Source organism: Brucella sp. GW823-FHT04E01 (genome assembly GCF_058796175.1).
This window is the reverse complement of the sequence record NZ_JBXAIK010000001.1, coordinates 680,155-693,676: the sequence shown is the minus strand read 5'-3', so window position 1 is coordinate 693,676 and position 13,522 is coordinate 680,155. Positions and strand designations below refer to the sequence as shown.

Sequence of the window (13,522 nt, the reverse complement as noted above, 5' to 3'; positions counted from 1 at the left end):
ATGGAAAGCGGCGAGACGCTTCTGAAGAAGCTCGACGGCAAATTGTCGGGCTTGCGTGGTCGGCTGACGCCCGATGCTGGTATGGACAAGATCACCTGGTTCCGCGCTGGCGGACCGGCACAGGTTCTGTTTCAGCCTGCCGATGAAGAAGACCTCTCCTCGTTTCTGAAGGCTGTGCCGGAAGAGATACCGATTCTCGTGGTTGGCATCGGCTCCAATCTGCTCGTGCGCGATGGCGGTGTTCCAGGCTTTGTCGTGCGGCTTTCCGCAAAAGGCTTCGGCGAAGTCGATCAGGTTTCTGAGACGCAGCTGCGGGCAGGCGCGGCGACGCCTGACAAGCGCGTGGCCGCAGCGGCGCTGGAAGCGGGGCTGGCTGGCTTCCACTTCTACCATGGCATACCCGGCGGCATGGGCGGGGCTTTGCGCATGAATGCAGGCGCCAACGGCGTGGAAACGCGCGAGCGCGTCGTGGAGGTTCGCGCCCTTGATCGCAAGGGCGATGTGCATGTGCTTTCCAATGCGGATATGGGCTACGCCTATCGGCATTCCTCAGCATCGCCGGATCTGATTTTTACCTCTGTCTTGTTCGAGGGAACTCCCGGCAAGCATGAAGCGATCAAACAAGCCATGGACGAGGTGCAGCATCATCGCGAGACGGTGCAGCCTGTACGCGAAAAAACAGGTGGCTCGACCTTCAAGAATCCGGAAGGCACATCGGCCTGGAAGGAAATCGACAAGGCAGGTTGCCGCGGTTTGCGCGTCGGCGGCGCGCAGATGTCCGAAATGCACTGCAATTTTATGATCAATACAGGCACCGCAACGGGGCTCGATCTGGAGACTTTGGGCGAAACGGTTCGCGCCAGAGTTTTTGAAAATTCGGGTATTCGCCTTCATTGGGAAATCAAACGTCTCGGTTTGTTCCGCGAGGGCGAGGCGGTAGAAGAGTTTCTTGGAAAATTTTGATAAAAAAGTTGCCCGGATTTTCTACCTGATATTCCGGGCTTTTTTGCCTTCACAAGCGACGCGTAAGGTTCGTCCCTTTCTATAGGGTCTTGTCACGGAATCAATCCTCTGATTCTTTAGGGTTAACCACACAGTGATTTGATTCGGCAGGATTTTCCTGCCGCGGGTGCCTGCGGCCTTCGCTGCTGGGTTGCTTGGATTCTGTTTAATTGATGCGCAGGGGATTGCGCAGAGGGGATGCTAACATGACGGGAAAGCACGTCGCCGTTTTGATGGGCGGTTTCTCTTCGGAGCGCCCGGTCAGTTTGTCCTCTGGAACGGCTTGCGCTGCGACCCTTGAAGAGCGCGGCTATCGCGTGACGCGTATTGATGTGGATCGCAATGTTGCCAGCGTTCTTGCCGAACTGAAGCCTGACGTTGCGTTCAATGCGCTGCATGGCCCTTTCGGTGAGGATGGCGCTATTCAGGGCGTTCTCGAGTATCTCCAGATTCCCTACACGCATTCGGGCGTGCTCGCATCGGCGCTCGCCATGGACAAGGACCGCGCCAAGAAGGTTGCGGCTGCTGCCGGTGTTGCTGTTGCTTCCTCGCTTCTGCTCAACCGTTTTGAGATCGGCACTGAGCATCCGATGGAGCCGCCTTACGTGGTCAAGCCGGTTCGCGAAGGTTCGAGCTTTGGCGTCGTGATCGTCAAGGAAGATCAGGCGCATCCGCCGCAAATCATCAGTTCGGCTGAGTGGAACTACGGTGCCGAGGTTCTGGTCGAAAAATACATTCCCGGCCGGGAATTGACCTGTGCCGTGATGGGTGATCGCGTCATGGACGTGTGTGAGATCATTCCGGTAGGCCATCAGTTCTACGATTATGATTCAAAATATGTTGCAGGCGCGTCATCTCACGTGTGTCCGGCAAAAATTTTACCAAATATTTACCAAAAAATACAAACAATGGCCCTTACGGCGCATCGGGCAATCGGGTGTCGGGGCGTAAGCCGGTCAGACTTCCGTTTCGACGATCGTTTCTCTGATGATGGCGAAGTTATCTGGCTGGAAATCAATACCCAGCCGGGGATGACTCCTACCTCGCTCGTGCCTGATATCGCCAAAGCGGCTGGTATCTCTTTCGGTGAATTGTTGAGTTGGATGGTGGAGGACGCGTCTTGTTTGCGTTGAACGGAAAATCGGACGGATATGGGCGCTCGGGCTCGATGCGGGATGCATCGGGGGCGACGGGTGCTGCTTTTGTCCTGCCGCGTTTCCTGCGCAAGCCGTTTCGCTTTGCTGCTCGCCTTTTCCAAGGCAATGTAAATATTCCGCGCCATGCAGGCACTGTCGGCATGCTGGGTTTCCTTGGTGCTACCGGCCTTTATGGCATGGCGGTTGGCGGTCACACGCCGGAGGTGGTCAAGGCGACTGCTTCCACACTCGGTTTCGCAATTGAGGATATAAAGGTCGTCGGCAACAACGAGACGTCCGATATAGATATTCTGGGTCAGCTCGATCTTGATGGCGAGACATCTCTCGTCGGTCTGAGCGCTGAAGAAGCGCGCCAATCCATCGACAAGCTGCCATGGGTTGAAAGCGCAGAAGTTCGCAAGGTTTATCCTGGTACGGTTCTTGTCTCGTTGCATGAACGCAAGGCGTTCGCCATCTGGCAAAACGACAAGGATCTGGCGCTGATCGACGCCGCCGGGGATACCATCGTTCCGTTCCGTCCGGGCCGTTACAATTCGTTGCCGCTCGTCGTGGGCGATGGCGCGGAAAAGAAGGTCAAGGGCTTCGTTGATGAAATCGCTGCCTATCCGGGTCTGGCCGGAAAGGTTCGCGCCTACATCCGTGTCGGCGACCGTCGCTGGGACCTGCTTCTGGATAATGGCGTGCGCATCATGCTGCCGGAAACCGATCCGCTGAAGGCGCTCGCGCAGGTCGAGAAGCTCGATCAGGACCAGCATCTTCTTTCGCGCGATATCGCTGCGGTCGATCTTCGTCTGGATGATCGCGTGACTGTTCAATTGACTGCAAGTGGCATGGAGCAGCGCCAGAAGTTTCTGGCAGAGCGTAAAAAAGAACTATCCCGCACGGGGAAGCGCGTATGAGTATTCTGGGCGGCAAGGGATCATCACAAGGCGGAACTGCAGGGCGCAAGGTGCGCCTGTTAACGGTTCTGGATGTCGGATCGAGCAAGGTTTCCTGCGTTATCGCACGGTTGCGTCCGCATGAAGGCGGCGCACTGCTGCCAGGCCGCACGCACCGTATGGAAGTACTGGGCATCGGCCATCAGCGTTCGCGCGGCGTCAAGTCGGGCGTCATCATTGATCTGGATGCGGCAGAGCAGTCGATCCGCCTTGCGGTCGATGCAGCTGAGCGCATGGCTGGTCTTACCGTCGATAGCCTGATCGTCAATATTTCAGCCGGTCGCCTCAAGAGCGAAACCTTCACGGCCAGCGTCAATCTGGGCGGCCATGAAGTCGAGCAGACCGATATTCGTCGTGTTCTGGCTGCCGGTGCCAAGCAGGCGCTTGCAGCCGAGCGTCACCTCGTTCATTCGCTGCCGGTTGGCTACACGCTCGATGGTGAACGCGGTATTCGCGATCCGCTCGGCATGTTGGGCGATAGCCTCGGCGTCGATATGCATGTGCTGACGGCCGACGCAGCGCCACTGCGCAATCTGGAGCTTTGCATCAATCGCTGCCATTTGTCGGTGGAAGCCATCGTTGCAACGCCTTATGCCAGCGGTCTTGCCGCTCTGGTCGGCGACGAAGCTGAAATGGGCGCGGCCTGCATCGATATGGGCGGCGGCACGACGACGATCTCCGTCTTCTCCGAAGGCAAGTTTATTCACGCCGATGCAGTGGCCATTGGCGGCAATCACGTGACGATGGATGTGGCTCGCGGCTTTTCCACCCGGATGGAAGATGCCGAACGTCTGAAGGTCATGTATGGCTCCGCTCTGCCGAGCGCTGCCGATGACCGCGATCTCATTTCCGTTCCGCCCATCGGCGACGATGAGCGTGATGTACCCAATCAATATCCGCGCTCGGTGCTGACGCGGATTATCCGTGCAAGAGTGGAAGAGACACTGGAACTGGTGCGCGACAGGCTTAACCAGTCAGGTCTTGGACATATTGTCGGCAAGCGTGTGGTTCTGACCGGCGGCGCTAGCCAGCTGCCAGGAATGCCAGAGGCAGCCAGGCGAATCCTTGCAAGAAATGTACGAATCGGGCGTCCTCTAGGAATAGCGGGATTGCCTGAGGCGGCTAAGGGGGCAGCTTTTGCCGCGACCGTTGGACTTCTGATTTACCCGCAGGTGGCCGGGATAGAAGAGCGGTCGGTGAAAGCGGCTTCCTCCGGTCTCATGACCGGTACGGGTGGGCGCATTCAACGTGTCAGCCAATGGCTGAAAGAGAGTTTCTGAGTAGTAAGTATTGTGTAAGCTGTTGAAATAGCGTGTTGAATTATTGGGGCGTGACCATCTGGGTAACAACCAATCCACACCGCGGCGGCGAAGCGGTGGTAAGGCTTAAGAGGAACAAGGACCTATGACTATCAATCTGCAAAAGCCGGATATCACCGAGCTGAAGCCCCGCATCACCGTATTCGGTGTCGGCGGCGGCGGCGGCAATGCGGTCAACAACATGATCAATGCCGGTCTGCGCGGCGTGGATTTTGTCGTGGCCAACACCGACGCTCAGGCTTTGACGATGTCGAAGTCCGAACGCATGATCCAGCTCGGCGCTGCCGTTACAGAGGGTCTTGGTGCTGGTTCCCAGCCAGAAGTTGGCCGTGCGGCTGCTGAAGAGTGCATCGACGAAATCGTCGATCACCTGAATGGCACGCATATGTGCTTCGTGACCGCCGGCATGGGCGGCGGCACCGGCACCGGCGCTGCTCCGGTCGTGGCGCGCGCTGCCCGTGAACGGGGCATCCTCACCGTTGGCGTCGTGACCAAGCCTTTCCATTTCGAAGGCGCCCGCCGCATGAAGACTGCCGATCTCGGCATCGAAGAACTGCAGAAGAACGTCGATACGCTTATCGTCATTCCGAACCAGAACCTCTTCCGCATCGCCAACGACAAGACCACCTTCGCCGATGCTTTCGCAATGGCTGACCAGGTGCTTTATTCGGGCGTTGCCTGCATCACCGACCTGATGGTCAAGGAAGGCCTCATCAATCTCGACTTCGCCGACGTTCGTTCGGTGATGCGCGAAATGGGCAAGGCTATGATGGGTACGGGCGAAGCTTCCGGCGAAGGCCGTGCAATGGCTGCTGCCGAAGCTGCAATCGCTAACCCGCTGCTTGACGAAACCTCGATGCGCGGCGCGAAGGGCCTCCTGATCTCGATCACCGGTGGTCGCGACATGACCCTGTTCGAAGTCGACGAAGCTGCTACGCGTATTCGCGAAGAAGTCGATCCGGATGCGAATATCATCCTTGGCGCAACCTTCGACGAAGGCCTCGAAGGCGTCATCCGCGTTTCTGTCGTCGCTACCGGTATCGATAAGCAGTTAGGAGACGCGGCGCCTGCGCCGCTGGAATTTCGCCAGCCGGTAAAGCAGACTGCACAGGCGAAGCCAATGGCTCCGCATGGCGCACTTCGTCCTCCAGTTGTTGAACAGCCGCGTCAGGTCGATCCGATTGCCCAGGCGATCCAGTCTGCCGAAGCTGAAATTCCAGCCGCACCAGCAGCTCCTGCAGCTTCTGCTGAGCCGGAATTCCGTCCGCAGAGCCGCATTTTCCAGGCTCCGGCACCGGAGTCCTTCGAACGCGCTCCGGTTGCCCGTGCACCGATGCCGCAGGCACCGGCAGGTCATCAGGCAGCACAGCCACAGGCCTACCAGCAGCCGCAGATGCATGAACAGCCGGTTCGTGAACCGCGTCCTGCTCCGCGCATGCCTGCCGTTTCGGATTTTCCGCCGGTTGCACAGGCTGAAATCAATGCCCGTCGTGCTCCGCAGCAGCCTGCACAGGAAGAGCCGCGCGGCCCGATGAGCCTCCTGAAGCGCCTGACTCATGGTCTGTCGCGTCGTGAGGAAGATCAGCCTGCAGCCCGTCTGGAACCGGCTCAGCATCGTGAACCTGGCATGCGTCCGGCTGAACGTCGCGCTCCGCAGCAGGACACGTCCATCTACGCACCGCGTCGCGGCCAGCTTGATGATCAGGGTCGTCCGCAGCCGCGCGCAGCTTCGGAAGAAGATCAGCTCGAAATCCCGGCCTTCCTGCGCCGTCAGTCGAACTGAGCCATTTCGGTGAGTGAATAGGAAAGCCGCGGGTAACCCCCGCGGCTTTTTCGTTTCAGTAAACAAAATCAAAACATTCGTAAGAAAGCGTGATTTTCTTCAAGTCACGCAAATTATTATTTTAATTGTAACGGAGTATGGTCCGGGCAGCACGAGTTGGTGAACCCTCTGTATTTCCTGTCGCAATTTTAGCTATATCTATCCATATAGACGCAAAGAATTGCGAAATGGGCTGTGTTGAAATTCCGTTTAAACGGCCTGTATTCATTTTATTCAGCAGATTGGAACTCTCTTGAGCGCTTATCAAAAGACAATTGGTCGTGCGGTTACGCTTTCGGGCGTCGGCGTTCATGGCGGAGCTCCAGCTTCGGCGACGTTTTTCCCGGCCGATGCCGATACGGGAATCGTATTCCAGCGTTCAGATCTGAAGGGAAAGGCGCCGGAAGTACGGGCCCATGTTTCACAGATTGGCGCCACTGACCTCTGCACGTCGCTCGGACCGAAAGAATCCAAGATCGACACGGTTGAGCACCTGATGGCGGCGGTCGCCGCACTGGGCATTGATAACCTTGTCGTTGAAATCGACGGTCCTGAAGTTCCCATTCTCGACGGTACTTCTGCGCGTTTTATCGAAGCTTTCGATGAGGCGGGTGTTGTCACACAGGAAGCAAAACGACGCTTTATTCGCATTCTGAAAACGGTCCGCGTCGAAGCTGGCGGTTCCTGGGGTGAATTCCGCCCCTTCGCCGGTACGCGGTTTGAAGTTGAGATCGACTTCGAATGCCCGCTGATCGGTCGGCAGAAGTTTGCAGACGATGTGGACGAAGCGACCTTCCGCAAGGAGCTTTCCACCGCGCGGACTTTCGGTTTCATGAAGGATGTGGAACGCCTCTGGGCTTCCGGCCATGCGCTTGGCTCGTCGCTCGACAATTCGCTTGTCATTGGTGACGACAATTCTGTCATCAATCCGGGCGGGCTGCGTTTCAAGGACGAATTCGTTCGTCACAAGACGCTCGATGCCGTCGGCGATCTGGCACTTGCCGGTCTGCCGTTCATCGGCTGTTTCCGTTCCTACCGCAGTGGTCACAGGCTGAATGCGGAAACGGTGAAGGCGCTGCTGTCGGACAAGACGGCGTTCGATATTGTCGAGGCTTCCGGTGTTCGCCAGAACTCGAGAGCATCGGATTTCGTTGCTGTGAAGCCGAATATAGCGGCTCCATGGGCGCTCTAAATTTAGCCAAGAAATAGTATGTATCGGCGCATGGCCTTAATTGAGCCGTGTTCGCCGGTTCACCTCACAATTGAGTCGGTGCGCCGTTCTACGGTGGATTGATCGGGGAGCAACTACCCATACGGGTAGCCAATACCGGGGCCAATTCACACTGGTTACGCGTTTCGATACGCCGTCCGGCGGATTCAGACCACTAGACGATTGCCGATTTCGCCTGCATGTGGTTTATGGACGGCCAAAACAGCGTCAGCTATGTTCGTACATTCGCTGAAGCTGAATGATTTGTATGGATGGAGCTGCCGTGCAGTGCTAGAAGCACGCAACTCCAAACAGGAATGACGCTGTCAGAAGGCCGGAGACCGCATGACGAGTTTCAAATTCAAGGGTGTGACGAAAACCGCGCTGCTGACTGGCGCTATCGCCGTTCTTATCCCGCTCGCCGGTTGTGCCAGCAAGGACGACGACATCGATCTCACCAAGTATGTCGAGACGATTGATCCTGCCGACAAAACCTACAATGAAGGTCTCGCCAATCTGGACGCAGGTCGCCTTGATGAAGCTGCGAAGAAGTTCGCCGCCGTCGATCGCCAGCATCCCTACACGGAATGGGCACGCAAGTCGCTCGTGATGGCTGCCTTCACCAACTACCGCAAGGGCAATTACGAAGAAGCGATCTCGATGGCGAAGCGTTACAACACGCTTTACCCGACTTCGCCTGAATCGGCCTATGCCTATTACATCATCGGTCTTTCCTACTTCCGCCAGATTCCGGACGTGACCCGCGATCAGGCTGCAAGCCGTCGCGCAATCGCTGCGATGCAGGAAGTGGTCGATCGTTTCCCGGATTCCGAATATACGGATGATGCCAAGGCCAAGATCCGCTTCGCCCGCGACCAGCTCGCTGGCAAGGAAATGCAGGTTGGCCGCTATTATCTGGAACGCAAGGAATACCTTGCCTCTATCAAGCGCTTCCGCGGCGTTGTGGAGGAATATTCCAATACCCGTCAGGTGGAAGAAGCACTGGCTCGTCTCGTCGAAGCCTACTATGCGCTTGGCTTGACGTCGGAAGCCCAGATGGCCGCTTCGGTTCTCGGCAAGAACTATCCGGACAGTCCGTGGTACAAGGACAGCTACAAGCTTCTGCAGAGCGGTGGTCTTGAGCCACGCGAAAACGGTAATTCGTGGCTGGCCAAGGCTTCGTCGCTCATCACCGGCGGCGGCTCATAAGCTGATTCTCACATGCTGTCGCACCTGTCGATCCGCGATATTGTTCTGATTGAAAGGCTCGACATCGAGTTCAAGACAGGCTTGTCCGTACTTACCGGTGAAACCGGGGCGGGCAAGTCTATTTTGCTTGATTCGCTTTCACTGGCACTTGGCGCACGTGGCGACGCCTCGTTGGTGCGTCATGGTGCCGATCAAGGGCAGGTGACTGCAGTGTTCGATGTGCCGGGCGCGCATCCGGCTCGGATTTTTCTGCGTGACAACGGTTTTGACGATGATGGCGACATCATTCTGCGTCGCCTGCAGATGGGTGATGGTCGCACGCGCGTCTTCATCAACGATCAGGCGGCGAGCGTCGCGCTTCTTCGTGATCTCGGACGCAGGCTGGTGGAAATCCATGGCCAGCATGACGACCGCGCGCTGATCGATACCGATCTTCACCGTACATTGCTGGATGCTTTTGGCGGTCTCGAGCCAGAGGCCGCAGTGGTTCGCGAGCGTCACAAGGCTTGGCGCGATGCGGAAACAGCACTTGCCAAGCATCGTGCCCGCGTCGAGCAGGCCGAGCGTGAAGGCGATTACCTGCGGTCTTCAGTTGAAGAACTGACCAAGCTGGATCCGCAGCCCGGCGAGGAAGAAGAGCTCGCCGAGCGCCGCGCGATCATGATGAAATCCGAAAAGATCGCGGGTGATGTGAACGAAGCCGGTGAGTTACTGTCGGGGCAGGGATCACCTGTGCCGTCTCTGGCAAGCCTTGTGCGTCGTCTGGAGCGCAAGATCCCGGAAGCGCCGCATCTGCTGGAGCCGGTTTGCAAGGCAATTGACGAGGCGCTCAACAGTCTGGCTCTCGCGCAGGACGGTATAGATCATGCCATGCGCGAAATCGATTTCGATCCGCGCGTGCTGGAACAGGTTGAGGAGCGGCTTTTTGCTTTGCGCGCCGCCGCACGCAAATATTCTGTCGCAGTAGAGGGATTGCCTGCGCTGCGTGACAAGATGGATGCTGATCTTGCCGATCTGGATGCCGGAGCAGAAAAGCTGATCCAGCTTGAAAGTCAGGCGGCCGAAATGCGGGTGGCCTATGACACGGCGGCGGCCAAGCTTTCCAGTTTGCGTAAGGAAACAGCAGAGCATCTAAAGGTTGCAGTAATGACCGAATTGCCGGCGCTGAAGCTTGAGCGCGCCGAATTCATTGTCGAGATGACGACCGACGCGCAAGCACGGGCGGCTGAAGGCATCGATACTGTCGAGTACTGGGTGCGCACCAATCCGGGCACACGGGCCGGGCCGATGATGAAGGTCGCCTCGGGTGGCGAGCTTTCACGTTTCCTGTTGGCACTGAAGGTGGCGCTTGCGGATCGCGGTTCTGCTCCGACGCTCGTATTCGATGAAATCGATACCGGCGTGGGCGGTGCGGTGGCAGATGCCATCGGGCAGCGCCTTGCACGGCTTTCTGGTCGCGTACAGGTGCTTTCGGTCACACATGCGCCGCAGGTGGCAGCGCGTGCTTCCACGCATTTCCTGATTGCCAAGTCTGCGACCAATGAAGACCGTATGTCTACCTCGATCCGTTCCATCGGGGTGGATGAGCGGCAGGAAGAGATTGCCCGCATGCTGGCCGGTGCCAGCATTACCGACGAAGCGCGCGCAGCAGCAGAACGCCTGCTGGCTGAGAATTGAGCATTTCCAGCAAAAGTGCGAAGCGCCTACGCGGGGAAATCAGTCCACTGGACTGATTTCTGATCCCGCTTCGATGCGTCGGATAATGCGTACAAACAAAGAGATAGTGCGCTCGTCTCCTGACATGACGCTGTCAGGGGATATGCATGTTCGTAATGTCGGGCCGGTGTAGGCGCGATGCCATTTCTTGGTTATGTTGAGCAAAATTGAATCAGCAGGTTTTGCTCCGCTTATGACCGATACTCCCGTCGAAAAACTGACTGAACCTGAAGCCGCTTCAGAACTGGAACGGCTGGCGCGTGAAATTGCGCATCATGATGAGCTCTATCATGCCAATGACCGGCCAGAGATTTCGGATGCCGAGTATGATGCGCTGAAGCGGCGTAACGATGCGATTGAAGCGCGCTTCCCGCATCTGGTGCGGACAGACAGCCCGTCCTTGCGTGTTGGTACAGCACCTGTTTCCAAATTTGCGCAGGTTGTTCATGCACGCCCGATGCTTTCGCTCGGCAATGCGTTTTCAGACGATGACGTCCGCGATTTCGTGGGCAGTGTCTATCGCTTTCTGGGGCATCTGCCGGATAATTCCATCGCATTTACCGCTGAACCGAAGATCGACGGGCTTTCCATGTCGATCCGCTATGAGAATGGAATTCTGGTTAGCGGTGCGACGCGTGGTGACGGCACGACCGGCGAGAATGTGACGGCGAATATCCGCACCATTGCCGAAATTCCGAACCGGCTTCCGGCTGGAGCGCCTTCCGTCGTTGAAGTACGCGGTGAGGTCTATATGGCTAAAAGTGACTTCCTCGCGCTCAACGAACAGATGGCCGCTGAAGGCAAGCAGACCTATGTGAACCCGCGCAACACGGCAGCAGGTTCCCTGCGCCAGCTCGATGCCAAGGTGACGGCGAGCCGCAAGCTGAAATTCTTTGCCTATGCCTGGGGTGAGATGTCGGACATGCCTGCCGATACGCAGACGGGTATGGTCGAGGTTTTTCGCGAATGGGGTTTCCCGGTCAATCCGCTGACGAAGCGGCTTCACGGTGCAGATGAATTGCTTGCGCATTACCGTGCCATTGGCCTTGAGCGCGCTCAGCTCGACTACGACATTGACGGTGTCGTCTATAAGGTTGATCGGCTCGATCTGCAGACGCGGCTCGGTTTCCGCTCGCGCAGCCCACGATGGGCCATTGCGCACAAGTTTCCGGCAGAACAGGCTACGACGATCTTGCGCGGCATCGACATTCAGGTCGGGCGCACCGGCGCGCTGACGCCAGTGGCGCGGCTGGAGCCGATCACTGTCGGTGGCGTGGTCGTGACCAATGCGACGCTGCACAACGAGGACTATATCAAGGGTATCGGCCTCAAGGGTGAGCGTATTCGTGCTGATGAGCATGATATTCGCGTCGGCGATACGGTAATCGTGCAGCGCGCAGGTGATGTGATCCCGCAGATTGTCGATGTCGTGCTGGAGAAGCGCAAAGCCGATGCAACGCCGTTTGTGTTCCCGCATGAATGCCCGGTCTGTCACAGCCATGCTGTGCGTGAAGAGGGCGAGGCGGTCTATCGTTGCACCGGCGGCCTGACCTGTGCTGCGCAGGCGGTCGAGCGCATTCGTCATTTCGTATCGCGCAATGCGTTCGATATTGAAGGCCTTGGCGAGAAGCAGGTCGAGTTCTTCTTCCATGCAGAAGATGACAGCCTGAAGATCAAATCGCCTGCCGATATCTTCACGCTGCAAAAGCGACAGGCGGATTCGCCTCTCAAGAAACTGGAGAACATTGAAGGTTTCGGCGCGACTTCCGTGAAGAAGCTTTATGATGCGATCAATGATCGGCGCGAGATTGCCCTGCATCGCTTTCTGTTCGGCCTTGGTATCCGTCATGTTGGTGAGGTGAATGCCAAGCGCTTTGCGCGCGCCTATCTGTCTTATACCGCCTTTGAAAAAGCGGCTCTGGAAGCGGTTCCGCCAAAAGAAGGCGACCGCACCGACAAGGGTAACGACGCCTGGCAGGAATTGATTGCGGTTGAGGGCATCGGTTCCATCGTTGCAGAGGCAGTCGTGGATTTTTATGCGGAGCCGCATAACGTGCAAGTGTTGGCGGCTCTTCTCGCCGAAGTGACGCCGCTTGACGAGGAAGCACGTGTTGCCACCGGTTCGCCGGTCGAAGGCAAGACGGTGGTATTTACCGGCAGTCTGGAACGTATGTCGCGCGATGAGGCGAAAGCCATGGCCGAGCGCTATGGGGCAAAGACGGCTGGATCGGTTTCGAAAAAGACCGATCTTGTGGTGGCCGGACCGGGCGCTGGTTCCAAACTCGCCAAGGCGTCCGAGTTGGGTATCGAAGTCATCGATGAAGACGCCTGGTTCACACTGGTCGGAGAAGAATAATGGCCCCGTTCAGCGGTTTTGGTGAAAAAGCGATCCCGTTTCTGAAAGCTCTGGATTTTCACCAGAATCGCGAATGGTTCGTCGAGAACAAGGATCTTTTCGAGCAGCAATTGAAGGAACCGCTTGGCGATCTTGTCGAGGAACTGACAGGTCGTTTTGCAAAGGCCGGTCTGCCGTTCAAGGGCGACCGGGTGAAATCGCAGTTCCGTATCAAACGCGATACGCGGTTTTCCAAGGACAAGGCCCCCTATAACCGTCACCTGTCTGCGCTGCTGTCGCAATCGGGTACAAAATGGGACGAGAGCGGCTGCTTCTATGTCTGTATCGGCCTGCCGGGTGTTCGCGACTGCTACGCCTGTGTGGCTTGGTGGGGAGCGAGAAAAGAGCTGCTTCTGGCTATACGTACGGCCATTGCCGAGAAGCCGGAAGAATTCCGCGCCATGGTCGCGAAACTCAAGAAAAACGGTTTGAAAATCAGCGATTACGACCGGCTGAAACGCACGCCACGTGGTTTCGAGGCCGTCACTGATGATGATTTGCTGGAAGCAATTCGCAATCGGCATTTCTCGGTGCGGATGGAAATCGACCCTGAAACGATTACCCGTGCCGATCTGGCGGATCGTCTTGTCGACTTCACCGAACGGGCTCGTCCGCTCGTAGACTGGATGCACAAAATCGAAAAGACAGTTCCGCAACAATCATGATCGTTCATGAATGCATCAGCCGGATTTATGAGTGATGCGCAAATGCGGCATTCCTGTTTAATAGTATGATTTTTTGGGAAATCATATTC

10 protein-coding genes are annotated in these 13,522 nt (G+C 57.1%); all 10 read left to right on the top strand.

The window, feature by feature from the left end; genetic code table 11:
* The 10 genes from murB (at position 1) to AC1RHM_RS03450 (ending at position 13,433) form a co-directional block, all read left to right on the top strand.
* On the top strand, positions 1-963 hold the full coding sequence (gene murB / locus AC1RHM_RS03495) for a UDP-N-acetylmuramate dehydrogenase (protein ID WP_010659731.1): 963 nt from the start codon (positions 1-3) through the stop codon (positions 961-963).
* A gap of 245 nt (positions 964-1,208) precedes the next feature.
* Positions 1,209-2,135 (top strand): D-alanine--D-alanine ligase, encoded by a 927-nt coding sequence (locus tag AC1RHM_RS03490; protein WP_010659732.1) that lies wholly within the window; start codon positions 1,209-1,211, stop codon positions 2,133-2,135.
* The gene (locus AC1RHM_RS03485; protein WP_010659733.1) at positions 2,123-3,058 is read left to right on the top strand and encodes a cell division protein FtsQ/DivIB; all 936 of its coding nucleotides are present in this window, start codon (positions 2,123-2,125) and stop codon (positions 3,056-3,058) included. Before AC1RHM_RS03490 ends, AC1RHM_RS03485 begins: the two co-directional genes overlap by 13 nt.
* Positions 3,055-4,377 (top strand): cell division protein FtsA, encoded by a 1,323-nt coding sequence (gene ftsA, locus AC1RHM_RS03480; protein WP_010659734.1) that lies wholly within the window; start codon positions 3,055-3,057, stop codon positions 4,375-4,377. Before AC1RHM_RS03485 ends, ftsA begins: the two co-directional genes overlap by 4 nt.
* A 124-nt stretch (positions 4,378-4,501) precedes the next feature.
* A complete protein-coding gene (gene ftsZ / locus AC1RHM_RS03475) occupies positions 4,502-6,199 on the top strand; it encodes a cell division protein FtsZ (protein WP_010659735.1) in 1,698 nt (565 codons plus the stop codon).
* 292 nt (positions 6,200-6,491) lie between these two features.
* Positions 6,492-7,430: a UDP-3-O-acyl-N-acetylglucosamine deacetylase gene (gene lpxC / locus AC1RHM_RS03470; RefSeq protein WP_010659736.1), complete on the top strand. Its 939-nt coding sequence runs from the start codon at positions 6,492-6,494 to the stop codon at positions 7,428-7,430.
* A gap of 363 nt (positions 7,431-7,793) precedes the next feature.
* A complete protein-coding gene (locus tag AC1RHM_RS03465) occupies positions 7,794-8,657 on the top strand; it encodes an outer membrane protein assembly factor BamD (protein WP_010659737.1) in 864 nt (287 codons plus the stop codon).
* A gap of 12 nt (positions 8,658-8,669) precedes the next feature.
* Positions 8,670-10,334 carry a DNA repair protein RecN gene (gene recN / locus AC1RHM_RS03460; protein WP_010659738.1) on the top strand — a complete coding sequence of 555 codons (1,665 nt, stop codon included), beginning with the start codon at positions 8,670-8,672 and terminating at the stop codon, positions 10,332-10,334.
* Between the two features lie 232 nt (positions 10,335-10,566).
* Entirely contained in the window at positions 10,567-12,729 is a 2,163-nt protein-coding gene (ligA, locus tag AC1RHM_RS03455; RefSeq protein ID WP_010659739.1) for an NAD-dependent DNA ligase LigA, read from the top strand.
* Positions 12,729-13,433, top strand: coding sequence for a DUF2461 domain-containing protein (locus AC1RHM_RS03450; protein ID WP_010659740.1), 705 nt, complete (start codon positions 12,729-12,731; stop codon positions 13,431-13,433). The genes ligA and AC1RHM_RS03450 overlap by 1 nt, the downstream gene beginning before the upstream one ends.
* Positions 13,434-13,522: the final 89 nt, after the last annotated feature.